The following is a 26,290-nucleotide window of genomic DNA, read 5'->3' as shown; positions in this document are numbered from 1 at the left end:
TATTTTATTGTAAGTTAAGAAAAGCAGTCCATTACACCCATGCCCGTAAATAGGGATGAATGCAAAAGAGCACCTTTATTCACGATATTTGGAAGAAGTTCTTCGAAGTTATTCCCCTTCACCAACAAGATGGATTTTGAAATGATCCTTCTTAGCCGTTCCTTCCTTTTTCACCACAAAGCTACACCAAGAAACGATGTCGCTTTCAATTTCAAAAAAATACCGCACCCAGTCACTTGACATCATTATACATGATTAAAAACAAAAAAAACAAGTCACTCTCTCGTTAACCTCTACGTTTGCCTTCAGTTGTGAAAAGAAACCTAACAATCATCGTCAAAAAAAGAACCGCCTCCTCTTAAATGAGAAGCGGTTCTTCTGCAATTTCTATAGGGTTTATAAAAGTTAACAAATCAGTTCGATATCGTATTATTGCTAGTTAAACAAGGCACGAATAAAGCCCTGCTCATCCTCTGTTGCTGCTATAAGCGGAAGGCGTACAGATCCTACGTTCAGACCGCGTAATGTCAGAGCGTACTTCACCGCTACAGGGTTCGGTAAAGGCTGCGGGCACTCGAACAGACCTTTGAATACTGGAAACAGTTTCTGATGTATCTGAGCCGCTTGTACAGGCGCACCACCGAAGTAGGCATCAATCATTTGTTTCATCTCAGCGCCTACCACATGGCTAGCAACACTAACGATCCCGTAAGCACCTACAGCAATGGCTGGCAAGCCAGAAGCATCGTCACCGGAATACACCCTGAAATGTCCCGGTGCACCCGCAGCAATCTGCGTGACTTGCTCCAACGATACACATTCCTTCGTAGCTACAATGTTAGGAATCTGTGCCAAACGAAGCGTTGTTGCAGCCGAAAGACTGGCTGCCGTACGTCCAGGAACGTTATACAACATAACCGGCAGTTTCGTCGCGTTTGCGATCGCTTCAAAGTGTCTAAACATTCCCTCTTGACTTGGTTTGTTGTAATAAGGAACAACCAGCAAAACGCCATCTACACCAGCACGTTCAGCGTCCTGAGTCAGATGGATTGAATGGGCGGTGTTATTGCTACCCGTTCCAGCAATGATTTTGCACCGTCCAGCCGTATGTTTTACTGCGAATTCGAATAGCTCTACTTTTTCTTTGTCGCTAAGCGTGGGAGATTCTCCAGTCGTTCCTGAAATAACGAGCGTCTCTGACTTTTGATCTTCAATCAAATAGTCAATTAGACGTGCAGTTTCCTCCCAATGGATCTCCCCTTGTTCGTTGAACGGAGTGACCATTGCTGTAATCAATCTTCCAAAGTCCAATTCGATTCCTCCTTCAAAACAGGTCCGGCTCCGCTGACTTCAAAGTCCTACAAGTGAAGTTCGAATGAGGCGTGAAGTGCCCTCAGAGCTTGAACCATATCTTCTTTTTTCACAAGTACCCAAATCGTTGTATTGGAATCTGCAGATTGCAGGATCTGGATGTCCGCCAGTGTCAAGGATTCCACGATCCGTGCCATAATGCCTGGCACTCCGTTGATGCCTCCGCCGATGACGGAAACTTTGGCACATCCCGAAAGACTTTGCGGTTTAAGACCAATTTCCTGCAGTACATGTATGGCTTTCTCGGAATCACTATCGAAAACGGTATAGACAACTCCCAAGGGGGTAACATTAATAAAATCTACGCTAATCGAATTTTCAGCCATCGTTTTGAACACTTTTAGCTGCAAACGATCTGCACCGCCCGGCACTTCCACCGTTATTTGCGTAACATTACTTACATAAGCAATCCCTGTTACATATCGGTCTACAATGCCTGTCTGCACATCCTGGAATCCTTCAGGATGCGTTACCAGCGTCCCTTCACTATCTGCAAAGGTAGACCGTACACGCACTGGAATCTGGGATTGCATCGCAATCTCGACTGCACGTGGGTGAATTACTTTGGCTCCTTGATGGGCCATATTACATATCTCGGCATAACTTACAACAGTCAATGGACGAGCGTCCTCCACGATACGTGGATCTGCTGTCAGTATCCCATTTACATCCGTGTATATGTCCACCATCTCAGCGTGTAATGCTGCACCAAGGGCTGTGGCTGACGTATCACTTCCTCCACGACCAAGTGTCGTAAAGTCACCGTTCTCGGTCTGCCCCTGGAAACCTGTAACAATAACAACACGCCCACTCTGAAGCTGCTCCAGCACACGAACAGGACGGACATCCAAAATTCGGGCATTCCCGAAATTGTCGTCCGTCACAAAACCTGCTTGTGCACCGGTCAGTACTGTAGTTGGAATGCCTTCATGTTCGAGCAGACTGCTCAAAGTCGTCGCAGAAATAATTTCACCACAGCACAGCAGTAAATCCTTTTCGCGTGCGGAGAGTGCATTTCCGTTCTGTGCAGCCCAGTCCAGTAACGTATCAGTCGCATAAGGCTCACCGCGGCGACCCATCGCTGACACAACAATGACCAGACTCAATCCTGCTTCAAGTTCACGTTTAACATGACGGAGCACATGCTCTCTCGCCTGAACGGTAGAGAGAGACGTACCTCCGAATTTCTGTACCATGATGCGCATCTTTATTCCTCCATTTGTGTACGCAAGAAGACTGGACACGGGTCAATCAACAAATGGATCACCCTAGGGAGCGTTCCGATGCGATAATTTCAGCATTTTATACGGCATTTCATGCCGCTCCTCATCAAAGATTAGTGAAACAATCCCAAATGAAGGCCGCGGTTGTTATCGAGATCATGACGCACACGTTCCCCGTGCACTGATCCCGCTTGCCTAACCTAATCGTTGCAAGCAGGAATTCCCTTTTAATGAAAGGAACGTGGACACAGGTAGCTGTTTATGCCAGCATAACGTCCCTCATGATTTTCTTTGTCTCTCGAACCATCTTCATTTCTTCAAGCGTATAACCGTTATCCCCGTAACTAAGTCTGTACAGAACTATGTCTATAATAACAAACTAATGTTACGGCGGATCCAAGAACCATCAAGCCTGTGCAGAACGCTGCACAATCATTGGCTGTAACTGTTTGCCTTCAAGCGCACTCCAGCATGCCTCCGGAATCAGCTCCATTTTGGCCACTAACGAGTTCGGTTTTTTCACCGGATCATCCTGCCCAAATGGCACAAAATACAAATATTTGGCCACCAGCAGTTTGGCGATGTTCGCAGCATTCAACCCAAGCCCGTCATTAGTGGAAATGGCGAGTACCAGCGGACGCTGATTTCGCATCTGGGCTTTGGCTGCCATTAAAACCGGACTGTCCGTCATCGCGTTAGCCAGCTTGCTCGTCGTGTTGCCTGTGCACGGAGCAATTACGAGCACATCGAGCAGCTTGGAAGGACCTAACGGCTCTGCCTCAACAATTGTAGAAATGATATCATTCCCCGTTATATCTTTCAACTGTTTTTGCCAATTTTGCGCGGTACCGAAGCGTGTATCCGTAGTCAGAACCGAATTGGAAATAATCGGGACAACATTGGCACCTTCGGCCACGAAGCGGCTAATCACCGGCATAACCTCTTCAAACGTACAATGAGAACCTGTAATTGCGTAACCTACCGTTTTTCCCTGCCAGTTCATTGTTCAACCTCCCGTGCGTTTTGTTCTTCCAAAAGCAAACGGATTAACACGTCGGCAATAATGCCGCCAGCCGTTTTGGGAGCAACAATGCCGGGGAGGCCAGGCGCAAGTAGCGCTTTGATACCGCGTTTTTCGGCATACCTGAAATCACAGCCGCCAGGAGCGGATGCGAGGTCGATAATGACTGCTTTTTGCGGCATTTTGGACAGGATTTGTGCTGTGATTATCATAGTCGGTATCGTATTAAAAAGCAAGTCAACTTCCCCGGTTTGAGCGGCCAAATCCGTTGTCATGAAAGGCTTCCAGCCCATTATGGCTGCTCGAGCAGCATCCTCTTCGCGCCTGATTCCCACCCTTACATTTGCCCCAAGTCCCTGAAGCGTTTTGGCCATTGTGAAACCTGTTCGACCCAAGCCAAGCACAATGCATTCCGAGCCGTGGATCGTGAAGTCCGTCTCCCGAATCGCCATGGCAATGGCGCCTTCGGCTGTCGGAATGGAGTTGTAGAGTGCGATGTCATCACGATCGAGTACTTCAACAAGCCGTAGACCATTTTCCCGGCACAAATCACGTAAAAAAGGCTTCGCCATACCCGTGAACACAATACAATGCTCCGGCAATGCCGCAATATGTTCCTTTTTCAGAAAAATCGGTGTATCACTGAACGAAGTGCTCACTTTCCCCTGATCATCACACCCAACCACAGGAAGCACCAGCACATCTGCCGAAGCAAATACATCGTCCTCCAATTCCTGGTGTTCGATACCCGGAATGGAACGCTCCAGCTTGTCGAAGCCCACCACACTTACCGTAGCATCCAGCTCTGCGCATTTTTGAATGACTTCAAGCTGCCGCGCATCTCCGCCCAGGACTATAATCCGGACACCGGTCAGCATCGGGACGTCACTCCTTTCACCACATGTATGCCTTATCGTATGCAGTGGCCCACAGGGGGGTGAAACATTAAAATTGAAGCATGCAAAGAAAACATTGTCTCTATTGTCTCTATCGTTAAAAAAAAGAAAAAGAGCCGCCCCCCTCGGGGACGACTCTTCGAGAACATGCTCAGTAAAGCAAACTGTGAAGCTCTAATTACAGAGGATGCTCCTATTTACAGCTTGGTTTCGGAGCTTTTATTTTCCGGTATGACCGAATCCACCTTCTCCACGTACAGTTTCCGACAGTTCGGCTACCTCTGTTAATTCAACTGCTGGAACGGTTTGAAAGACGATTTGGGCAATACGCTCCCCACGTACAATGGTGAATGGCTCTTGGCCAAGATTAATCAAAAGGACCTTAACTTCACCACGATAATCGGCATCAATGGTGCCCGGCGTGTTCAGACAAGTAATTCCGTGTTTGAAAGCCAAACCACTGCGAGGGCGAACCTGTGCCTCCAATCCAGCTGGCATAGCCATCGCGAGTCCCGTAGGAATCAACGTACGCTGTCCCGGCTGCAATACAACCTCTTCCTGTAATGCCGCAACTACATCAAAGCCGGAGGCCAGCTCTGACATTTTTTGAGGCAACTTAATATCTTCATTGCCCGGTAACTTTTGAATTTGAACGTAATGCAACAAAATCATCCCTTCTTAATCCAGCGATCGTACGATCCGAAGCACCAACCATAGCGAGCGCAAACGGCTCAGCAAACATCAGGTTCAGAACAGCATCGACATCGTCCATCGTCACTTCTTCTATTTTGGCTATCATTTCATCCAGCGTGTGGTGTCTGCCCAGCATCAGCTCATTTTTGCCCAGACGGTTCATCCGGCTACCCGTGCTTTCCAAACTGAGGATCAGACTGCCTTTCAGCTGTTCTTTTCCTTTGCGGAGCTCATCTTCAGACAAACCATTTACAGCCAGGTCGTGCAGGACCTCTTTGGTCAGATCCAGAACTTCTTTCGTCTGTTTCGGCGCTGTACCTGCATAGATGGTGAAGAGTCCACTATCCGCATGGGAACTATGATACGAATAAACGGAATAAGCAAGACCGCGTTTCTCCCGAATTTCCTGGAACAGTCTGGAGCTCATACCTCCGCCAATTGCATTATTCAGCACGACCATGGCAAACTGAAGCGGATCTCCGATCTTACATCCCGGGAACGAGATACAGATATGATTCTGTTCCGTTTTCTTTTTGTGAAAGAGTTGTCCGCTCTGGAATGCAGGCAGAGTTACCTGTTCAGCTACACCGTTGACATCAAAAGCACCAAAATGCTTTTCCATCAAATCGATCACACTGTCATCAATATTACCTGAAATACTAATAACGGTATTCTCAATCGTGTAGTGCTCTTTCATATATGCACGCAGATGGCTGGAGTCCATCGCTTTGAGACGCTCTTCGGTACCCAGAATCGGATAAGCGAGCGGATGCTCACCATAGGCGGCCAAGGCCATAAGATCATGGACCATGTCATCCGGCGTATCCTCATACATCGATATTTCTTCCAGAATGACGTTTTTCTCCTTGAGCAGTTCACCATCATCCATTTTAGAGCGGAAGAACATATCGGACAACACATCGACAGCTATTGGCAGATGCTCATCCAATACTTTCGCGTAATAACAAGTGTATTCTTTCGAAGTGAACGCATTCACGTTGCCACCAATGGCATCGAATTGCTCCGCAATCGCCTTGGCATCATAACGATCCGTTCCCTTGAACAGCATGTGCTCAATAAAATGGGATACTCCGTTGCTTGCAGGCTGCTCATTGCGAGAACCTGTCTTGACCCATATTCCAAATGACACGGAACGACAGGTCGGAATCTGTTCCATGACAACTCTGAGGCCATTGCCCAGCTGAATTTTTTTCACGGTTGGCCCTCCTACATCTCTATAATTGCCTGGATTTCAACGTGAAATTGAAATCGACATTTGGTTCCAACTGTTTGATATTAACAAAAAAACATCATTCACTCAACCGCTGATCCCTTCACCCGCTCGGATGACAATGTTTCGCTAACAGTTCCAAGCGTCAAACCCTTGGCCCGTATGGAATCAATCATTCCTTTTAAAGCTCCTGAAGAAGCAGCAGTGGGATGCATCAGAATTAATGTACCGGCTTCCACGTTTTTGGCGATCTTGGCTACAACAGAATCAGAACTTGGTTTGCGCCAATCCACGGTATCCAGTGTCCAAAGTACCGTTTGAAGCCCCATGCCGGAAGCAATGTCGACCGTTTGTTGATTAAAATCACCGGAAGGTGGAGCAAACCAGTGGTTCTCCACACCCAACTTATCTTTGAGCAGGTCCTGGGTTTTGCTGATTTCCAGTTTCGCCCGCTCCGTACTCAACCGACTCATATTCGGATGTGAGTATGCATGATTTGATAACTCATGTCCACGCTTTTGGATTTCTTTGGCCAGTTCCTCGTTTTTGCTCAACCAGCTTCCATCGAGAAAAAAAGTAGCTTTGACTTTTTCAGCATCAAGCGTATCTAGCATCGGGATAATGAATTCATTGCCCCACGCAACATTAATCATGAAAGACACCATTGGTTTTTCGGCATTCCCCCGGTAAATGGGGTGTGCACCCAAATCTTTAAGCTGAATTTCAGGTACAGTCTGCCGATAGACATACGCTATCTTGGTATTCAGCGTCCCACCAAGTGCTTTGCGATACGTGGCTTCCACATCGATCTCTATTCCGTTATACCCGGGTATCGCTTTCCAGACCCGATCCACTCTGGCATTTACCGGAGCGATTTTCGTTTCGGCCGCTTTATCCCGGATCGCCGACAACAGCTGATCTTCTCCGGTTGCCTCTTTGAACATATCAAATGCATTTTGCGTGCCTGGCCCATCACGGATTTCCGTAATGTATGTACGTACACTGCCCACTTGTCCGACCAGTATGACCGCTGCCATACCTACCAGAACAGCCGCCAGCTTTTTGGATTGGTTTCCCACAGCTCCATCCTCCCGCCGTCTTTGTCCCCATCATATGAGGACAAGGGCAAGAATATGAATAAAACAAGCTGTTCATGTAAAGTATCTTCAAAGCTTGATTCAAAGGCTTTATGGGTAGCCAAACGATTTCATAAAGGTATTTAAACGTTAAAAAAAGAGCCAGAAATTCACATTCTGTCTCTTCATTCAATCTATCTTTTCAAAAAAAACGGTGGCACACAGCCTATGATTGAGCCGGAGCTTCGGCAGTCAATACGGCTTTGCGGGACAAGTTGATACGGCCTTGTGGGTCAATTTCCGTTACTTTTACCGTAATGGAATCACCAATGGCAACAACATCTTCCACTTTAGCGACACGCTCTGTGGACAATTGTGAAATGTGTACCAGACCTTCTTTGTTCGGCAACACTTCAACGAATGCACCAAACTTCTCAACACGTTTCACTTTACCTACATAAATCTCGCCGACCAGTACTTCACGTACGATGCCTTCGATGATCGATTTGGCTTTATCATTCATCTCTTGGTTGGAAGAAGCGATAAAGACACGTCCATCCTGTTCAATATCAATTTTAACACCGGTTTCCTCGATGATTTTATTGATAATTTTACCACCTGCACCGATAACATCACGGATTTTGTCCGGATTGATATGCATGGTTGTAATTTTAGGTGCATATTGTGACAATTGCTCACGTGGAGTTTTCATCACTTCGGTCATTTTGCTCAAAATGTGCATACGACCTTCTTTGGCTTGAGCCAATGCTTCGGACAAAATTTGACGATCAATACCATCAATTTTGATGTCCATTTGAATAGCTGTTACACCATCAGGTGTACCTGCTACTTTGAAGTCCATGTCACCGAGGTGATCTTCCATACCTTGAATATCACTCAGGATGGATACATGATCTCCGTCTTTGATCAGACCCATAGCTACACCCGCAACTGGAGCTTTGATTGGTACACCTGCATCCATCATAGCCAGTGTGCTGGCACAGATACTTGCCTGGGAAGTTGAACCGTTGGATTCCAATACTTCGGATACCAGACGAATCGTGTATGGGAAGTCTGTTTCGGAAGGAATTACTTTGGAAAGAGCACGCTCACCCAGAGCACCATGTCCGATTTCGCGACGGCCTGGAGCACGCAATGGACGAGCTTCACCTACGCTGAACGGCGGGAAGTTGTAGTGATGCATGAAACGTTTCGTTTCTTCAAGACTGATTCCGTCCAAAATCTGAACATCACCCAGTGCACCAAGTGTACAAATGCTGAGCGCCTGTGTTTGCCCACGAGTGAACAGACCTGAACCGTGAGTACGTGGCAGCAGGGAAGTATCACATTCAATTGGGCGGATCTCAGCGAGTCCACGTCCATCCGGACGAACTTTATCATGTGTGATAAGACGGCGCACTTCTTCTTTGACGATATCGTGCAGCACTTCTTTCACATCTTTGAGCAGTTCTGGAGTCTCAATATACTTCTCTTCAAAGTGAGCAACGGTTTCGTCATTCACGAGATCGATTGCATCCTGACGCGCATGTTTCTCAGCGATTTTAACAGCTTCAACCAGACGAGCACTGGCGAACTCACGTACACTGCTGTTAACTTCAGCATTAACGGCATGCAATTTCACAGCCATTTTTTCTTTACCAGCCACTTGTACGAGCTGTTCAATTACTGCAACAATATTTTTGATCTCACCATGTCCGAACATGATTGCTTCCAGCATTACTTCTTCCGGAACTTCGTTCGCTTCCGCTTCAACCATCATGATGGCATCTTTAGTTCCTGCAACAACGAGCTCAATCTCACTTACTTCAAGCTGTGCAATCGTTGGGTTAATGATGAACTGGCCATCAATACGTCCAACTTTTACGCCACCAATCGGTCCGCTAAATGGAACATCCGAAATGCTCAGTGCAGCCGATGTACCGATCATGGCAGCAATTTGCGGTTCGCAGTCCTGATCCACACTCATAACGATATTCAGAACTTGTACATCATTACGGAAACCTTCCGGGAACAAAGGACGAATCGGACGGTCTGTCAAACGGCTCGAAAGAATCGCTTTCTCACTTGGTCTGCCTTCACGTTTAATAAATCCACCTGGGATTTTACCTACGGCATACAATCTTTCTTCATAGTTTACCGTTAATGGGAAAAAGTCCAGATCTTTAGGCTCATTTGATGCTGTTACGGTACACAATACAACGGTATCCCCGTACGTTACCTTAACGGCAGCATTAGCCTGCTTGGCCAAACGCCCTGTTTCAAGCGTAAGCGTTCTTCCACCAAGCTGCATTTCAACACGCTGTTCCATGAAATCCCTCCTTTTATTCGTTCCTAACACAATGGATTCTGCATTTTCACAGTATTTCCTGCTTGTCCTGCATTCATTAACTCCACAGCAACATGCTCACTTGCAAAACAAAAGCTCCTTGCGGAGCCAGCAGCTACAAATATATGGCAACATGTTCATCTACAAAACAACCCGGCTGTAAGCTCCGCTTGTCCTTTTAGACAAAGGAATGACGGATAACAGCCAGGTTGATTTTGAAAACATGTACGATAATTAACGACGCAATCCGAGTTTTTCGATCAGTGCGCTGTAACGTTTAACATCTTTGTTTTTCACGTAAGCCAAAAGCTTACGACGTTGACCTACCATTTTCAAAAGTCCACGACGTGAGTGGTGGTCTTTCTTGTGCGTACGCAAGTGGTCTGTCAAACTTCTGATGTTTTCCGTAAGGATAGCAACTTGCACCTCAGGTGATCCAGTATCGGACTCGTGAGTTTTGTGCTCGTCGATCAGTTGTTGTTTACGTTCTTGAGTCAATGCCATCCTATTCACCTCCTTCATTATAATCGCCATTAGCCTCGTCACCGCCGGTGAGAGCAAGTAACCAAGCCAAGGTTATGTGTTGTCTCAAACGACAACGTAGTACATTATATCATAGTTGCCCAGACAAAGTAAATGTAAACCTATATTTTATCCTGAGACTTAAGATAACAGGCGGGCAGCGGTTAATGCATCTTCACGAATCTGACTGATCAAGGCATCAATCGAGTCAAATTTTCGTTCTGCACGAATGTAGTGAACGAGATCAACCTTTAATTCCTGGTCATATATCTGCCCATCAAAATCAAGCAAGTGCACCTCAAACGTAGGTTTCATCCCGTTTTCGTGAAAGGTAGGTTTCACACCAAGGTTCATGACGCCACGCAGTTCCTGCTCCCCATACTGCACACGAACAGCGTAAACGCCTTTCGCTGGCGTAACATAATGATCCGTAAGTTCAAGGTTAGCGGTAGGAAAACCAATGGTCCGTCCACGTTTCTCCCCATGAATTACGGTTCCCCTGATGCTGTAAGGTCGTCCGAGCCATTGACTGGCTTCGTCGATTTCTCCACGCTTCAACAGGCCACGAATGAGAGAACTGCTTACCTTCTCACCATTTAACAGGAATGGAGGCACAGTCTCCACCGTCATTTCGCCTTCTCCCAATGTGCGAAGAAGCTGCTCATCCCCTGCTCCCTTGTGACCGAAGCGGAAGTCAAAACCAACTACCGCTGTTCGAGTCTGAAGCGGGAGCAGCAGATCATGTGCGAATTGCTGCGGCGTCAACCTTGAGAACTCCTCATTGAATTCGACCACGTAGAGCACGTCTACACCCATGCCTGCCAGGATGTCTTCTTTATCTCTCAAGGGAGTTAGATAACCCTCGTAATCCCCTTTGCGCATAACTTCCTTCGGATGAGGATGAAAGGTCATCACCGCTGCCTGCATGCCCGTTTCGCGTGCAATGCGGACAGCTGACAAAATGACACTTGCATGTCCGAGATGCAGCCCGTCAAATTGACCGATCGCGAGCACTTGGGGATGTGTGCCCTGAACAGCCGATTGTAACGTCTGCGGATAGGTTAGCATTACGGTTTTCACAATCATTCACCTGCATTTCACTTGATAGGCCAGGCTTGAGTACCACCACTCAAACCAGGAACCTCTTTATTCCGGCAAAAAGACTTTAACAGCTCTCACCGTTGCTTTCAATTCATCCCGCTCAAATATCCCCAGAAACGTCCCATCCTGATCATATAACCGCAGTAGACCCGGTTGCTCTGCAGGCGGTTCGAGCAAACGCGCCGACAATTTCTGGCCCTGAAGTGCTCCCTTGGTCTGATCCGCACCCACCGTATGTGCCGGAATGGAAGCGATGGCTTCATCAACCGGAATCAACACCTCGGCTAACGTTCCATCGATCATGCGTTGTTCCACTTCTTCGAAATGAAGGCAATGATCAGCAGAAATCCCTGCCGATATCGTGCGTTCCAGGTGTAGCATTGTGGACGGATATCCCAATTTTCTACCGATATCCACACATAACGTTCGAATATATGTCCCTTTGGAACATAAAGCACGGAACGATATATCCGTAGTGTCGCCTTGATTCTCAATTCCTGTCAATTCCAGCTCATAGATCGTAACTTCACGACTCTTGCGCTCTACCGTTTTGCCTTCACGAGCAAGCTCGTAGAGTCGCTTTCCATCCACTTTAACCGCAGAGTACATAGGCGGAACCTGTGAGATGGTGCCCAGGAATTGCTCCAGCACCTGCTGAACCTGTTCCTGTGTCACCTCAACAGCCGTCTCCGACCGCTCAATAACTTCACCCGTCATATCCTCCGTGTCAGTAGACAGACCCAGTCGTAGCGTTGCCAGGTACTCCTTGGGAAGCTCCTGCATGTACTCTACCACACGTGTTGCCCGTCCAAGGCAGAGCGGAAGTACACCAGTAACTTGCGGGTCCAATGTGCCTGTATGACCAATACGTTTCATTTTGAGAATGCGACGCATTTTGGCCACAACATCATGAGAAGTAAATCCCGCTGGTTTGTACACCGGAAGTACGCCTTCAAATGGTTTTACCATTGAGCATTCACCTGCTTCAGCACTAGTTCGACAATATCTTCCAACTTACCCTCAACGCGACATCCAGCTGCGAGTACATGACCGCCTCCACCAAAGTTCTGTGCAAGCGAAGCAACATCAACCTTGCCAGCTGACCGAAGAGATACCTTCACCGCATTGTCATTGATCACTTTAAAAAAGATGCCCACTTCCACACCTAGAATGTTACGCGGGTAATTGACTACCCCTTCAAGATCTTCATTGGCCGCACCACAAGCGATCATATCTTCTGGTGTAATGACTACCCAAGCAATCTTGCCATCGTCAGTCATTTGCAGACTTGAGAGTGCCTGATTCAATATACGGACTTGGGGAAGCGTAACCTGCTCAAGCAAAATCTGTGCGAGATAAGGTCCATCCACACCATGTTCAAGCAATTTGGATGCGGTGGTCATCACATTAGGACTCGTATTGGCATAGCGGAATCCACCTGTGTCTGTTAACAATCCCGTGTAGACTGCTGTAGCCACATCCTTGTTCCATTTCACTGGGAAAAGGTTGATGAAATCAAACAGAATTTCAGCCGTTGCTGCAGCGTCTGGCTTAATGATGTTTACTGTTCCATACGCGTCATTGGTCGGATGATGATCAATATTTAAAATGACAGCATCTTCTTCGAAATAATGACGAGTCAGGCCTACTCTGGAAAAGTCTGCACAATCCACACAGATTATCGCTTTGTATTTCCGCGCCGGTGGTTGTTCGGTCATGTTCACGATCTTACCAGCTTCCCACAGAAAATTCATGCGTTGTGGAATTTCACCTTCATTAATCATCGTGAATGTCTTGCCCAGACATGACAGCAGCCAGCCCACCGTTACCGTCGAGCTGACTGCGTCACCGTCCGGCTGTACATGCGACACGACCAGGTAATCATCATGCTCCAGCAGAAATTGCTTTCCGTCCTGAAGCGCCTGTTCATAAGTGTGCATTGCCGTCTCCTTTATTCTGTTACTCGGATTCGTTCTTGTCGGTACCGATATCACCAAGCAGCTTCTCAATTCGGCTGCCATATGCAATAGATTCGTCAATCTTGAATATCAACTCGGGAACATGTCGAAAACGGATACGCTTGCCCAGTTCTGAACGCAAAAATCCATTTGCTTTTGCCAGCGCTTTAAGCGAGTTATCCTTTTGTTCCTGTTCACCGAAGACACTCAGATAAACCTTGGCTTGCGACAAGTCGCCTGTCACTTCGACTCCCGTTACGGTAATAAAGCCGATACGAGGATCTTTCAGTTCAGACTGGATGAGCAGACTTAATTCTTTCTTGATCTGCTCGCCCACTCTACCTGTACGAATCTTAGCCATTGTTGTTCACCTCATGCTTCCTTGCTTATCGTTGTACTGTCTCCATAATGAAGGCTTCGATAATGTCGCCTTCTTTGAGATCATTGTATTTATCCAGCGTGATACCGCACTCGTAACCTTGGGCTACTTCTTTGGCATCATCTTTGTAACGTTTCAGGGAATCCAGCTTGCCTTCGTAAAGGACGATGCCATCACGAATCAGACGTGCTTCCGCGGAACGCGTAATTTTACCCGAGGTAACCATACATCCAGCAATGGTGCCGACTTTACTGATGGAGAACGTGCTACGAACTTCAGCATGACCGATTACTTTTTCTTTGTAAATCGGATCAAGCATACCTTTCATTGCTTGTTCAATTTCTTCGATAACACTGTAGATAACGCGATGCAGACGAATGTCTACTTGCTCTTGATCTGCAGTCGCTTTCGCCTGGTTATCAGGACGAACGTTGAAACCAATCACGATGGCATTGGATGCTGCAGCCAAAATGATGTCGGACTCTGTGATTGCACCAGCGCCGCTATGAATGATTTTCACGCGTACACCTTCAACTTCGATCTTCGCAAGGGAACCTTTTAATGCTTCAACCGAACCTTGTACGTCACCTTTGATGATTACGTTCAGATCTTTGATTTCGCCGTCTTTGATGTGTTGGAACAGATCATCCAGTGTCACACGTGTGTTTGTACCCAGATCGGATTCACGTTGTGTGATGGCACGTTTGTCAGCGATAGAACGCGCTTTGCGCTCATCTTCAAACACCATAAATGGATCTCCCGCACCTGGAACTTCAGTCAGACCGGTAATTTCTACTGGTGTTGAAGGTCCAGCTTCTTTTAAACGACGACCTTTGTCATTCACCATCGCACGTACGCGACCGAAGCAGTTACCTGCAACAAATGCATCTCCGACTTTCAGTGTACCGTGCTGAACGAGGATACGAGCAACTGGGCCACGTCCTTTATCCAGCTCGGCTTCAATCACTGTACCGCGAGCTCGTTTGTCCGGGTTTGCTTTGTATTCGTTTACTTCTGCAACGAGCAGGATCATTTCAAGCAGACCTTCCAGACCCATTCTTTGTTTCGCTGAAACGTTAACAAAGATGGTGTCTCCGCCCCACTCTTCCGGAACGAGTTCATAGTTGGTCAATTCTTGTTTAACTTTATCCGGATCTGCACCCGGCTTGTCAATTTTGTTGACAGCTACGATAATTGGCAGCCCAGCAGCTTTGGCATGGTTAATCGCCTCAACCGTTTGTGGCATAACACCGTCATCTGCAGCTACAACAATAATCGTCATATCCGTAACCTGTGCTCCCCGTGCACGCATGGCGGTAAACGCTTCGTGACCCGGAGTATCGAGGAACGTAATTTTTTTGTTATTGATTTCAACTTGATACGCACCGATGTGCTGCGTGATTCCGCCTGCTTCTCCGCCGGTTACATTCGTGGAACGGATCGCATCGAGCAATGTTGTTTTACCGTGGTCAACGTGACCCATGATCGTTACAACTGGAGGACGGGATTGCAATTCTGCAGGATCATCATTTTCTTCCAGTGTTTCGAAACGGTCATCTTCAAGCACGATTTTCACTTCAACCTCAACACCGAATTCACCCGAAAGCAGAAGGATCGTTTCGATATCAAGCTCTTGGTTAATCGTTGCCATAACACCCATGGCAATGAGTTTTTTGATAACTTCGGAAGCATCTTTATGGAGCAGCTTCGCTGTTTCACCAACAGTCATGTCACCACGTACGATGATTTTCTTAGGTGTGTTATCAATTTTCTCACGTTGTTGGTACTGTTGTTGATTTCTGTTGCGATTGTTCTTGCCACCACGATTACCGCGGAAGTTGCCGCCACGGTTGTCGTCATAACGACGTCCACCGCCACCGCTGTTCGAACGGTTGCCGCTATTGTTGTTGTTGTTGTTGCCGGAATTACCTTGGCCGCCTCTGCGTTGGCCTTGTCCTGAGCTCTGTCCTTGGCCACCAGTACGGTTGCCGCCAGTGCCAGTGTTGCCACCGCTGTTCGGGCCTGCACTTCTTGCTTGACCGCCACCGCTGTTCGATGGACGTTGTCCCGTACTTTGCGGACGGGATGCTGTACTACTTTGTCCACCTTGAGCTGGTCTTGGACGATTACTTGATTGTCCTCCTTGGCTTGAGCCTTGGGAAGAGTTCGTTCTGTTGCGGCTGTCTTGGCCGCTAGGTCTTTGGGAGCCATTGTTATTGTTGGAATTTGGTCTATTGTTCATACCTACCTGCTTTTCCTGTTGTATTTTTGTTTGTACGGGACTACCGGATGGGTTGCTGCTATTCGGCGTGTTCACTCCGCCGGCCGGCTTGTTGCTGTCCACTGTTTTGTCACTGCGCACTGACGAAGTAGCAACGGATTTTGCTTCGTTACTTTGTTTGGAAGCGGCAGTGGATTTTATATCTTTAAAAAATTGTTCCACCTTACCGACTGAACCATTCTCCATGACACTCATATGATTGTTTACGGGAATATCCAGCTTTTTAAGAATGGTTATAATTTCTTTACTACTCATATTAAGGGACTTCGCATATTCATAAACTCGCAATTTATCCTTGTTTTCCTGTTTACTCAATATACTCCACCTCCGACATTATACCGACTTGCTTGGAGATCATTTTTGCAAACCCTCGATCCGTTACTGCAAGAACAACCCGCGTTTCTTTACCGATACTTGAACCCAGACTATCCCGGTCAAATCCGATCACCAGTGGAACTTTATATGTCCCGCATTTGTCGCGAAATTTCTTTTGTGTATTGGCCGAGGCGTCACCCGCAACAATAACCATTTTAGCTTCGGAAGAACGGATCGCTTTAAGTACAATTTCTTCACCTGTCACAAGTTTGCCTGCACGCATGGAGAGTCCCAGATAAGACAATGTTTTATTATTCATCATGTTCACGCTCCTGTGCTGCTATGAATTCGTCCTCTACCGCAACGAAATCAGCTGCCAATTGCTCATAAATTTCCGGTGAGACTTTGCCCTTTAGCGCCCGATCCAAAGACCGGTTTTTGAGTGCAAGCTTAAAACAGGACTCTTTGCCGCATAAATAAGCACCACGTCCGGACTTTTTGCCAGTCAAATCGATCAGCACTTGATCCTCTGGTGTTTTAACGATACGGATCAGCTGCTTTTTGGGCATCATTTCCTGACACGCCACACATTTGCGCAGCGGCACTTTTTTAGTTTTCATACGTTAGCGCCCCCCCGTGCTTTACTTTAGTCGACGGAGACGGAATCTTGGTGCATTTCCGAAGAAGAATCTTTCTCTCTGCCGAATTCCTGTTCCGCCTGGCTCTCGCTCTTAATGTCGATTTTCCAACCGGTCAGTTTGGCTGCCAATCGGGCATTTTGGCCTTTGATCCCAATGGCGAGGGACAGTTGATAGTCAGGAACAATAACCCGAGCCATCTTTTCTTCCTCGAATACTTGAACTTCCAATACTTTGGAAGGACTAAGTGCATTAGCCACATATTCGTCTACCTGATCGGAGAAACGAACGATGTCAATTTTTTCACCGCGCAGCTCACCCACAATGGTCTGCACGCGGATTCCCTTAGGACCTACACATGATCCAACCGGATCAACTTCCTCATTGCGGGAATGAACAGCAATCTTGGAGCGGAAGCCCGCTTCACGTGCGACGGAGCGAATCTCAACCACACCATCGAAAATTTCAGGTACTTCCAGTTCAAAGAGACGTTTCAACAAGCCCGGATGTGTACGGGACAGAATGATTTGCGGCCCTTTGGTCGTATTCTCGACCTTGGTGATGTACGCTTTAATACGGTCACCATGAACAAACTTCTCGTTCGGCATCAATTCGGTCAGCGGCAATGCCGCTTCGATTTTGCCCAGATCGATGTAGATATTGCGCAAATCCTGACGCTGCACCACTCCCGTAACGATATCTTCTTCCTTATCAACGAAAGCGTTGTAGATCAGGCCGCGTTCGGCTTCACGAATCCGCTGGGTCACTACCTGTTTGGCAGTTTGTGCGGCGATACGTCCGAAATCACGCGGCGTAACTTCAATCTCCGCAATATCTTCCAGCTGGAAGTGTGGGTTGATCTCTCGTGCAGCAGGCAATGAAATTTCGGTACGTGAATCCAGGACTTCTTCCACGATCAATTTGCGGGCATACACCCGTATAACACCCGTATTGCGGTTCATGTCAACACGCACATTCTGGGCGGTGTTGAAATTACGCTTGTAGCTGGAGATGAGTGCTGCCTCAATCGCTTCAAACAGCACATCTTTGCTGATCCCTTTTTCCCGCTCCAATTCATTCATTGCTTCAATAAAATCCATACTCATGAATGTTGATCCCCCTTTCAAACATGGCATCTCATACGTAAAACGGCGAAAGGCTCTAGACTCATGAGCACCTTGCCGTTATCGTGAGATGTGTCTTTTTTCATTAATAAGTGAACAAGGCACTTAAAACAGAATGGCCAGGCGCGCACTCGCAACCTTGTCATAAAGAATGGCATGCTGTTTCTTGCCTGCTTCGATCACAAGTTCCCCGTCATCAAAGGAAAGCAGCTTGCCTTCAAATTCCTTTATTCCATTTACCGGCTCGTAGGTTGTAACAAATACATTTTTACCTACGGATTTGGAAACGTCCTCTGGTTTTTTCAGTGGACGCTCCGCACCGGGAGAAGACACTTCAAGGAAATAGATGGTCGGAATCGGATCGTTCTCATCCAGCTTGGCGCTTAGCTTTTCGCTGATCAAGACACAATCATCGATGTCGATGCCACCCTCTTTGTCGACATACACCCGTAAAAACCAGTTGCTGCCTTCTTTGACGTATTCGATGTCAACCAGCTCGAAGCCTTGTTCGTTCAAGTAGGGTTGGATCATTTCTTCCACGGTAGATTTAATGTTCGTTGTGCTCAAAACCGATAACCTCCAACTTAGGTTACACCAGCAAATAATGACTGGCAATTTCTTCATTACCCAAGATTCTTGTATACCAAAGACTAAAGAGTGGGTTTCCCCACTCTTTAGAAATTCGTACTATCTCGTTCACTTCAAAAATTATAACATAGTCTGGTAATAGTGACAAGTAAGCGATCACTCAGCCATTTTAACCACTAATGAAGAAAAATTTACGTAATCACATCATAGACCATAAATGGATACTCAAAATGCCATTTTAGAACAAGGATAATTGATTGCTTTCCGGCAAACCACGGAAGCATCCCATACCCGTCAGCAGCTCAACAATTGTTTTACTTGCTTTGGACTTCTGCTGGAAATCTTCGATCGAAAGGAATTCTCCATGATCTCTTGCCGCAGCGATATTGCGTGCAGCATTATCCCCGATTCCTCCCAGTGCCGAAAACGGAGGAATAAGTGAATTTCCGTCAACGATAAACTTCGTCGCTTCCGAACGATACAGATCAATCGGCTTGAGCGAGAATCCGCGTGCTGCCATTTCCAATGCCATCTCAAGAACAGGCAGCATGTTTTTTTCTTTTGGCGGTGCCTGGAAACCTAATTGTTCGATCTCTACGATCTTGCGATAGATGGGCTCATAGCCCTGACATACCAGTTCAATGTCAAACTCATCCGCACGAACTGTGAAGTATGTCGCGTAGTATTCAATTGGGTGATACAGCTTAAAGAAAGCTGTACGCACTGCCGAGATAACATAAGCGGCCGCGTGGGCCTTCGGAAACATGTACTGGATTTTAAGACAGGAATCAATGTACCATTGCGGCACCTTGCAATTTTTCATCTCATCAATCCATTCTTGCGGCAAACCACGTCCCTTACGCACACTCTCCGTAATTTTAAAGGCAAGACTGGCGTCCATGCCCGCCTTATAAATTAGGAACAACATGATATCATCCCGGCAACCAATCACCGTTTTGATGTTACATGTTCCATTTTTGATAAGATCTTGTGCGTTACCAAGCCATACCCCCGTACCATGAGACAATCCGGAGATCTGGAGTAGATCGGCAAAAGACGAAGGCTGGGATTCGATAAGCATCTGACGTACAAACTTCGTCCCCATCTCTGGTACACCAAAAGTGGCAACTGGTGAACGAATCTGCTCTGGTGTAACACCGAGTGCCTCCGTAGAGTTGAACATGCTCATGACCTTAGGATCATTCATCGGAATGGTTGTTGGATCGATACCCGTCAAATCCTGCAGCATCCGCATCATGGTTGGATCATCGTGCCCCAGAATATCGAGTTTTAGCAAGTTCTCTTCGAAGGCGTGATAGTCAAAGTGTGTTGTTTTCCACTCCGCATTAACGTCATCCGCCGGGAATTGTACAGGCGTTACATCTTCTACTTCAATATAATCCGGTACAACGACAATACCACCGGGATGCTGTCCTGTGCTACGTTTAACCCCGGTACAACCGGAAGCCAAACGGTTCAGCTCAGCCCCGCGCCATTTCTTATGATGTTCTTCCTCATATTTCTTGGCAAAACCAAACGCCGTCTTTTCAGCCACCGTGCCAATCGTCCCCGCACGGAACACACTTTTTTCGCTGAAAAGCACCTTCGTATAGTTATGGGCATGCGGTTGATAATCACCCGAGAAGTTCAAGTCGATATCGGGAACCTTGTCCCCTTTAAAACCAAGGAAGGTCTCAAACGGAATATCCTGCCCTTCGCCTTTTAATCGGCCCCCACAATCAGGGCATTCTTTCTCAGGAAGGTCAAATCCACTCGGCACACTGCCGTCTAGGAACCACTCACTGTGCTTGCACTCCGGATTCACACAAATATAGTGTGCTGGCAACGGGTTAACCTCGGAAATACCCAGGAAAGTAGCAACTACAGACGAACCAACTGATCCCCTGGAGCCGACAAGGTAGCCATCCTGATTCGACTTTTTAACCAAACGTTCCGAGATCAGATAGTTCGCAGAAAAACCATATTTGATGATTGGATTCAATTCTTTTTCCAGTCGTGCCACAATTACTTCCGGTAGTTCCTCACCATAAATCGACTTGGCGGTATTATAGCAGGTATTACGGATTTCATCGTCCGCGCCTTCCAGAATCGGAGTGAACAACTTGTCCGGGAACAGTTTGATTTCCTCGAATCGATCCGCCAATTCAACCGTATTCGTAACGACAACTTCGTAGGCTTTATCCTGGCCCAGATACTTGAACTCTTCCAGCATTTCATCCGTCGTTCTTAAGTGAGCATCCGGTTTACGTTGATCTTTGAGCGGGCTGAACCCTGTAATGCCATGAATGGTGATATCCCGATATAGCTTGTCGCGCGGCTCCAGATAATGCACGTTACCTGTGGCTATTACCGGTTTTCCCAATTTTTGACCAATGTCAACAACTTTACGAACAGCGAGCTTCAATTCCTCTGGTGTAGCCACCAGCCCTTTGTCCACCAAATGCATATACATTGTCAGAGGCTGGATTTCCAGAATGTCATAGAAATGAGCTATCTCTTCCGCCTCTTCAAGCGATTTGTTTAGCACAGCCTCGAAAAACTCACCTTTTTCACAACCGGATAAAATAATGAGGCCTTCACGTAAATTGATCAGCTTCGATTTTGGAATACAAGGTACCCGTTTGAAATGCTCCGTATGGGAAAGAGATACCAGTTTATAGAGATTCTTTTTGCCGACATCATTCAAAGCATAGATTCCACAATGGAATGGTCGCGTATTTGAAAGATCAACTCCGACATAATCGTTTAGCCGATCAAGCATTGTCAGGCCTTTCATCTGGGCGGCATCATTAACCAATCCATTTAGTATCCCTGCGAGCGCAATCGTATCATCAATCGCCCGGTGATGGCTTTCCAGTGCTACTTTATATTTATCCGCCAGCGTATTCAGACGGTGATTCTTCATTTTTGGATATAACAACCGTGCCAGTTCCAACGTATCGAGTACAGGGTTCTGAAGCTCAGGCATGCCAAGCTGTTTCAGCGAAGCCTGAATAAAGCCCATATCGAATCGAGCATTATGCGCAACCAATACGCCATCTTCGGCAAACTTTACAAAATCACGGATAACTGGTTCTAGCTCAGGTGCATCCTTCACCATTTCATCGTTAATGTTAGTCAACTGCTGAATGTTATATGGGATGCGCTCATGCGGATTTACAAACGTAGCAAAGCGGTCAATTTCTTTACCGTCCTCTACCTTCACTGCCGCAATTTCGATGATTTTGTTCTGGGTTACAGACAGACCTGTGGTCTCAATATCAAAGACGATATATGTCGCTGATTTGAGTTCCAACGGCTGTGGTGCCAGTACAACAGCAACCGAATCGTTCACCACATTGGCCTCAAGGCCGTAGATCATTTTAATTCCGTTTTTCTTGGCCGCTTTGGACGCCTCCGGATACACCTGCACACCACCATGATCACTTACGGCGATTGCCTTGTGTCCCCATTCCGCTGCAGTCTTTACGTATTTGTCGATCGAAGTTACGGCATCCATTGTACTCATTGTGGAGTGCAGATGGAACTCAACCCGTTTCTCAGCTGCATTATCTTTACGGGATGGCGGTGCCTTTACTTCAACCAAATCTGACGGAATCATGGCAAGTTCCGGTATTTGCATGAACCGATCGTATTCTACACGGCCACGCACTTTCACCCATTTTCCATTTGCCAACAAACTCAAGATTTTGACATCCTCTTTTGTTTTGGCAAACATCTTCATTTGCATGGAATCCGTGAAATCCGTCAGATAAAAAGTAAACAAGGTATTCCCGTTCCGCAATTCCTTGCGATCCAGACCGAAGACCGTTCCCTGCAACGTAACCTTTTTCTCTTCATCTTGAATTTCCTGCATAGGTACAGGTGGTTCCTTGATCTCATATCCCATCTGTAAGCGAACATCGCCCTGATCTTCCTCTTCAGGCATTTCTGAGTCCACTTCACTCATCATTTGTTCGATAACTTGAAGCTCTTCTTCCCGCTTCTTGAGCTGGAATTGTTCCATCGCCTCTTTGTTGCTTTCAACCTCACCAACCAGCAATTTGACCCGCAAGGGTAATTGAAAATACTTATCATAAAAAGTGGTTATAGCCTGATCGATCTGCTTCTTCTTCGCGAGCTCCATCGACATTGCATCACTCATGGTCAATTGCAGCAGATCCGCTTCACATTCAAACTTGGTACGATTCATCCAACCATTAACGGATGGAATCTCCCGTGTAACCCACTCAAGGAACAAGTTCCAATACTCACTGACAATATCACCAATCTCGACCTGCTCACTATATTTGAAACCAAACGTAATCTTAGAGATATGATTCATTTTCTCCTGGATGTGCAGACAAAATGTACGATAGATTGGAGCAGGAACCAAGGTATCCTTTGCAATCACAATAGTCCAGTCGCGGTTGCTACGACTTGTCTCCACCCGTTCAATCCATCCATCCAAAAAGTAGGGCTCTATTAGGCCAGCCGGAAGCTCCGTCTGTTTCATCAACAACTCAAACCGTTTTCTCTTCTCCTCGAATCCACTCATCGTGTTCCTCCTTGTACCCCCTTAAAACAGGAAAAGCCTCTGCATTCAAAAATGTCCCCGATCCGAACCCGCACCGACTCATTTTATCCGACAGAAGCTCTCCATTCCTTACTCTTACGGTGAATAAGTGCCGTTAGTCAAGTCTTTCTGACTTAGTACGCTCTTGCAAACACTACCGTGTGTTTCGCTTCTTCACCACAAGCCAGACACGTATGCTTTTCTTCCGCAGGCTGGAACGGAATGTTCCGGCTTGTTGCACCTGTTACTTCTCTTACTTTATCTTCGCAAGCATCTGAACCGCACCATCCAGCCAGTGTGAAACCGCGTTTGTTTTCCATCAATTCCTTCATCTCATCAAGCGTATCTACAGAGTAGAAGTTGTCCGACATAAACGTGCGAGCACGTTGCAGCATATCAGCTTGCACTTGAGTCAGCATAGTCTGGATTTCTTCCACTAGATTTGCTTGTTCAACAACTTTCTTCTCTCCAGTAATCCGGGAAACGAGAACACATACACCGTTCTCCATATCACGCGGACCAATTTCGAGACGAATCGGAACACCACGCATCTCATATTCGTTGAATTTCCAGCCTGGACGAACATCACTGCGATCATCCATTTTCACACGAATTCCCGCTTGTTTCAGTTCAGCGAACAACTCGTCCGCACGACCTACAACGGCCTCACGCGTTTTTGGCGGTCCAATTGGAATCATAACCACTTGTGTTGGTGCAACTTTAGGAGGAAGCACCAGACCACGGTCATCCCCGTGAACCATGATTAACGCACCGATCAGACGTGTGCTTGTTCCCCATGAAGTGGTGTGAGCCAGTTCCAGCACGTTGTTGCGGCTAAGATACTGAATCTCAAATGCTTTTGCAAAATTCGTACCCATATAATGAGAAGTTCCGGCTTGTACCGCACGTCCATCTTTCATCATCGCTTCGATGGAGAAGGTGTCTACAGCACCTGCAAACTTCTCGGATTTTGTTTTTTGACCTGTAATAACGGGAATTGCCAAATATTCTTCCACAACTTCGCGGTAGATTTCAAGCATTTTCATCGTCTCTTCACGTGCTTCTTCTTCTGTTTCATGCGCCGTATGGCCCTCTTGCCACAGGAACTCTGTTGTGCGAAGGAAAGGCAATGTTCTCTTCTCCCAGCGAACCACGTTAGCCCACTGGTTGATCAATACCGGGAGATCCCGGTAAGACTGAATCCACTTGGAGTACATGTGACCAATGATGGTTTCCGAGGTTGGGCGGATCGCCAGACGCTCTTCCAGCTTTTCTCCGCCTGCTTCCGTTACCCAAGGCAATTCGGGATTGAAGCCTTCAACATGTTCTTTTTCTTTTTGGAAAAAGCTCTCGGGGATGAACATCGGGAAGTAAGCATTACGATGACCCGTTTCACGGAAACGACGGTCCATCTCATCCTTAATGTGCTCCCAGATTTCGAAGCCGTCTGGTTTGAAAACAATACAACCGCGTACGGGTGAATAGTCCATGAGATCAGCTTTTTTAATAACATCAATGTACCAGCGTGAGAAATCCTCTCCCTGAGGTGTAATTTCAGTCACGAACTGTTTATCATTTTCCTTTGACATAAGACTCCAGCGTCCTCCCATAACGACTATCTCTGAATAGTCAGAGTGTAGTCAAACCATAATTATCCGTTAATTAATCGTAATATATCATTGTATGTTACAGCTAGCATCAGTACAAACAACATGGCGAATCCGACAAAATGAACCATGCCTTCCCGGTTGGGGTCAACGGGTCTGCCTCGCAGACCTTCAATTCCGAGGAATACAAGACGGCTTCCATCCAGTGCAGGAATCGGCAACAAGTTGAAAATACCCAGGTACAGGCTCAAAATAGCCGCCCATCTCGTCAACTGTTCAATCCCCTGCTTCGCAATTTGGCCTGTTACTTCAAAAGTACGAACAGGACCTCCAATATCATCCATGTTAAACTGATTGATCAGATGTTTGAAGCCTTCAAAGATGACTCTGGTTGTATCGACCATTGCAATTCCCGAAACCTTAAAGGTCTCCACAAATCCAACAGATCGGGTTGGGAGCGTAGGTACAATTCCAACTTTTCCACCCTCTTGTCCTTCTACGGCACGAGGTGTAATCGTTATATTAAACGTTTCATTCCCCCGACGCAGTGTCCATTCCATCGGTTTGTCTTTGGAATCGGCAATCATCGTCACCATTTTTTGCGAATCCGTACCAATAGCAGTACCATTGATCGTCTCAATGATATCTCCCTTTTGCAGGTTCGCTTGGTAGGCAGCTCCACCTTCAAGCACTTCACCAATCTCCAGATTTTTCGGATTCTCAACTGGAACCCCAGCCATCTGTGCATAGACTGCAAACAAAACAAATGCCAGAATGAAATTCATGAGTGGTCCGGCAAAAATCGCCATTGCCCGCTGACCCACCGTTTTACTGCCAAATTGGCGATCTTTCGGTGCAATCTGGGTTTGTTTTCCACGACTTACCAACATCGCTTGCGGATGTATCCGGTACTGCTGAATTTCGCCATCCACATCGAGTTGCAATTTTAATGCATTCTCCATATCAATGGAGATCACTTCACCACGAATTACATTTTTGCGATTATCCAATTGATCGAGGTAGATCATTTTGACTTGGTCATCAGCCGACCTTACTGCAATGGTCTGACCTTCTTGTATTTCTACCAGTTCCGGGTCTTCCCCAGCCATACGTGCATATCCGCCAAAAGGCAGCAGACGCAGTGTGAACTGGGTCTCGTTTCTTTTATATGAGAACAATTTGGGACCAAAACCGATCGCAAATTCCCGTACAAGAATACCGGCGCGTTTGGCAAAATAATAATGTCCCCATTCATGAACCGTCACGATGACAAAGAACATGAGCACCGTTAGAAATACCACTTGTATGGTTTCCAATCCCTATCCATCCTCCTTCACGGCACG

21 protein-coding genes are annotated in these 26,290 nt (G+C 46.7%); all 21 read right to left on the bottom strand.

The genetic code is table 11. The features are described from left to right. Positions 1-435 precede the first annotated feature (435 nt). The 21 genes from dapA to rseP all read right to left on the bottom strand — a co-directional run bounded on the left by dapA (position 436) and on the right by rseP (position 26,263). Positions 436-1,311, bottom strand: a complete 876-nt coding sequence (gene dapA, locus ACDJ58_RS10130; protein ID WP_413377554.1) for a 4-hydroxy-tetrahydrodipicolinate synthase — start codon at positions 1,309-1,311, stop codon at positions 436-438. Positions 1,312-1,358: 47 nt separating this feature from the next. Beyond that, positions 1,359-2,576 (bottom strand): aspartate kinase, encoded by a 1,218-nt coding sequence (gene dapG, locus ACDJ58_RS10125; protein WP_413377552.1) that lies wholly within the window; start codon positions 2,574-2,576, stop codon positions 1,359-1,361. A 424-nt stretch (positions 2,577-3,000) separates the two neighbouring features. Further along, on the bottom strand, positions 3,001-3,597 hold the full coding sequence (locus ACDJ58_RS10120; protein ID WP_024630269.1) for a dipicolinate synthase subunit B: 597 nt from the start codon (positions 3,595-3,597) through the stop codon (positions 3,001-3,003). Next, complete coding sequence (dpsA, locus tag ACDJ58_RS10115; RefSeq protein WP_413377549.1) at positions 3,594-4,493, bottom strand: dipicolinate synthase subunit DpsA; 900 nt, start codon at positions 4,491-4,493, stop codon at positions 3,594-3,596. The genes ACDJ58_RS10120 and dpsA overlap by 4 nt, the downstream gene beginning before the upstream one ends. A gap of 237 nt (positions 4,494-4,730) precedes the next feature. Continuing rightward, positions 4,731-5,177, bottom strand: coding sequence for a dUTP diphosphatase (gene dut, locus ACDJ58_RS10110; RefSeq protein WP_170867769.1), 447 nt, complete (start codon positions 5,175-5,177; stop codon positions 4,731-4,733). Further along, positions 5,137-6,420 carry a M16 family metallopeptidase gene (locus ACDJ58_RS10105; protein ID WP_413377547.1) on the bottom strand — a complete coding sequence of 428 codons (1,284 nt, stop codon included), beginning with the start codon at positions 6,418-6,420 and terminating at the stop codon, positions 5,137-5,139. Before ACDJ58_RS10105 ends, dut begins: the two co-directional genes overlap by 41 nt. Positions 6,421-6,518: 98 nt before the next feature. Next, the gene (locus tag ACDJ58_RS10100) at positions 6,519-7,514 is read right to left on the bottom strand and encodes a polysaccharide deacetylase family protein (RefSeq protein WP_413377545.1); all 996 of its coding nucleotides are present in this window, start codon (positions 7,512-7,514) and stop codon (positions 6,519-6,521) included. A gap of 223 nt (positions 7,515-7,737) precedes the next feature. Next, entirely contained in the window at positions 7,738-9,840 is a 2,103-nt protein-coding gene (pnp, locus tag ACDJ58_RS10095; protein ID WP_413377543.1) for a polyribonucleotide nucleotidyltransferase, read from the bottom strand. A gap of 252 nt (positions 9,841-10,092) precedes the next feature. Then, positions 10,093-10,362: a 30S ribosomal protein S15 gene (gene rpsO, locus ACDJ58_RS10090; protein ID WP_056700672.1), complete on the bottom strand. Its 270-nt coding sequence runs from the start codon at positions 10,360-10,362 to the stop codon at positions 10,093-10,095. A 159-nt stretch (positions 10,363-10,521) separates the two neighbouring features. Then, positions 10,522-11,460, bottom strand: a complete 939-nt coding sequence (locus ACDJ58_RS10085; RefSeq protein ID WP_413377541.1) for a bifunctional riboflavin kinase/FAD synthetase — start codon at positions 11,458-11,460, stop codon at positions 10,522-10,524. Between the two features lie 66 nt (positions 11,461-11,526). Continuing rightward, positions 11,527-12,450 carry a tRNA pseudouridine(55) synthase TruB gene (gene truB, locus ACDJ58_RS10080; RefSeq protein ID WP_413377539.1) on the bottom strand — a complete coding sequence of 308 codons (924 nt, stop codon included), beginning with the start codon at positions 12,448-12,450 and terminating at the stop codon, positions 11,527-11,529. Beyond that, a complete protein-coding gene (locus tag ACDJ58_RS10075) occupies positions 12,444-13,421 on the bottom strand; it encodes a DHH family phosphoesterase (protein WP_413377537.1) in 978 nt (325 codons plus the stop codon). The genes truB and ACDJ58_RS10075 overlap by 7 nt, the downstream gene beginning before the upstream one ends. Before the next feature lie 19 nt (positions 13,422-13,440). Next, positions 13,441-13,800: a 30S ribosome-binding factor RbfA gene (gene rbfA, locus ACDJ58_RS10070; protein WP_062326091.1), complete on the bottom strand. Its 360-nt coding sequence runs from the start codon at positions 13,798-13,800 to the stop codon at positions 13,441-13,443. A 25-nt stretch (positions 13,801-13,825) separates the two neighbouring features. After that, positions 13,826-16,414: a translation initiation factor IF-2 gene (infB, locus tag ACDJ58_RS10065; RefSeq protein ID WP_413377534.1), complete on the bottom strand. Its 2,589-nt coding sequence runs from the start codon at positions 16,412-16,414 to the stop codon at positions 13,826-13,828. Further along, complete coding sequence (locus ACDJ58_RS10060) at positions 16,407-16,736, bottom strand: YlxQ family RNA-binding protein (protein ID WP_029880929.1); 330 nt, start codon at positions 16,734-16,736, stop codon at positions 16,407-16,409. Before ACDJ58_RS10060 ends, infB begins: the two co-directional genes overlap by 8 nt. Beyond that, complete coding sequence (rnpM, locus tag ACDJ58_RS10055) at positions 16,726-17,034, bottom strand: RNase P modulator RnpM (protein WP_413377532.1); 309 nt, start codon at positions 17,032-17,034, stop codon at positions 16,726-16,728. Before rnpM ends, ACDJ58_RS10060 begins: the two co-directional genes overlap by 11 nt. Before the next feature lie 26 nt (positions 17,035-17,060). Next, positions 17,061-18,158 carry a transcription termination factor NusA gene (gene nusA, locus ACDJ58_RS10050; RefSeq protein ID WP_063566378.1) on the bottom strand — a complete coding sequence of 366 codons (1,098 nt, stop codon included), beginning with the start codon at positions 18,156-18,158 and terminating at the stop codon, positions 17,061-17,063. 123 nt (positions 18,159-18,281) lie between these two features. Further along, positions 18,282-18,743, bottom strand: coding sequence for a ribosome maturation factor RimP (rimP, locus tag ACDJ58_RS10045; protein WP_413377529.1), 462 nt, complete (start codon positions 18,741-18,743; stop codon positions 18,282-18,284). A 259-nt stretch (positions 18,744-19,002) separates the two neighbouring features. Then, positions 19,003-23,322 (bottom strand): PolC-type DNA polymerase III, encoded by a 4,320-nt coding sequence (locus ACDJ58_RS10040; protein WP_413377527.1) that lies wholly within the window; start codon positions 23,320-23,322, stop codon positions 19,003-19,005. A 152-nt stretch (positions 23,323-23,474) separates the two neighbouring features. Next, entirely contained in the window at positions 23,475-24,929 is a 1,455-nt protein-coding gene (gene proS, locus ACDJ58_RS10035; RefSeq protein WP_413377525.1) for a proline--tRNA ligase, read from the bottom strand. Between the two features lie 62 nt (positions 24,930-24,991). Continuing rightward, positions 24,992-26,263, bottom strand: coding sequence for an RIP metalloprotease RseP (gene rseP / locus ACDJ58_RS10030; protein ID WP_063566381.1), 1,272 nt, complete (start codon positions 26,261-26,263; stop codon positions 24,992-24,994). Between the last annotated feature and the right edge of the window lie 27 nt (positions 26,264-26,290).

Origin of the sequence: Paenibacillus taichungensis (genome assembly GCF_047302525.1) — a bacterium.
GTDB lineage: Bacteria > Bacillota > Bacilli > Paenibacillales > Paenibacillaceae > Paenibacillus > Paenibacillus taichungensis_B.
The sequence above is the reverse complement of the archived record's forward strand: the minus strand, read 5'-3'. Positions and strand labels throughout refer to the sequence as shown.

Excerpts from the sequence above, each read along its gene's own strand:
- dapG (WP_413377552.1), bottom strand. The coding sequence starts at position 2,576 with ATGCGCATCATGGTACAGAAATTCGGAGGTACGTCTCTCTCTACCGTT.
- ACDJ58_RS10120 (WP_024630269.1), bottom strand. The coding sequence starts at position 3,597 with ATGAACTGGCAGGGAAAAACGGTAGGTTACGCAATTACAGGTTCTCAT.
- dpsA (WP_413377549.1), bottom strand. The coding sequence starts at position 4,493 with ATGCTGACCGGTGTCCGGATTATAGTCCTGGGCGGAGATGCGCGGCAG.
- pnp (WP_413377543.1), bottom strand. The coding sequence starts at position 9,840 with ATGGAACAGCGTGTTGAAATGCAGCTTGGTGGAAGAACGCTTACGCTT.
- rpsO (WP_056700672.1), bottom strand. The coding sequence starts at position 10,362 with ATGGCATTGACTCAAGAACGTAAACAACAACTGATCGACGAGCACAAA.
- truB (WP_413377539.1), bottom strand. The coding sequence starts at position 12,450 with ATGGTAAAACCATTTGAAGGCGTACTTCCGGTGTACAAACCAGCGGGA.
- ACDJ58_RS10075 (WP_413377537.1), bottom strand. The coding sequence starts at position 13,421 with ATGCACACTTATGAACAGGCGCTTCAGGACGGAAAGCAATTTCTGCTG.
- rbfA (WP_062326091.1), bottom strand. The coding sequence starts at position 13,800 with ATGGCTAAGATTCGTACAGGTAGAGTGGGCGAGCAGATCAAGAAAGAA.
- ACDJ58_RS10060 (WP_029880929.1), bottom strand. The coding sequence starts at position 16,736 with ATGATGAATAATAAAACATTGTCTTATCTGGGACTCTCCATGCGTGCA.
- rnpM (WP_413377532.1), bottom strand. The coding sequence starts at position 17,034 with ATGAAAACTAAAAAAGTGCCGCTGCGCAAATGTGTGGCGTGTCAGGAA.
- nusA (WP_063566378.1), bottom strand. The coding sequence starts at position 18,158 with ATGAGTATGGATTTTATTGAAGCAATGAATGAATTGGAGCGGGAAAAA.
- ACDJ58_RS10040 (WP_413377527.1), bottom strand. The coding sequence starts at position 23,322 with ATGAGTGGATTCGAGGAGAAGAGAAAACGGTTTGAGTTGTTGATGAAA.
- proS (WP_413377525.1), bottom strand. The coding sequence starts at position 24,929 with ATGTCAAAGGAAAATGATAAACAGTTCGTGACTGAAATTACACCTCAG.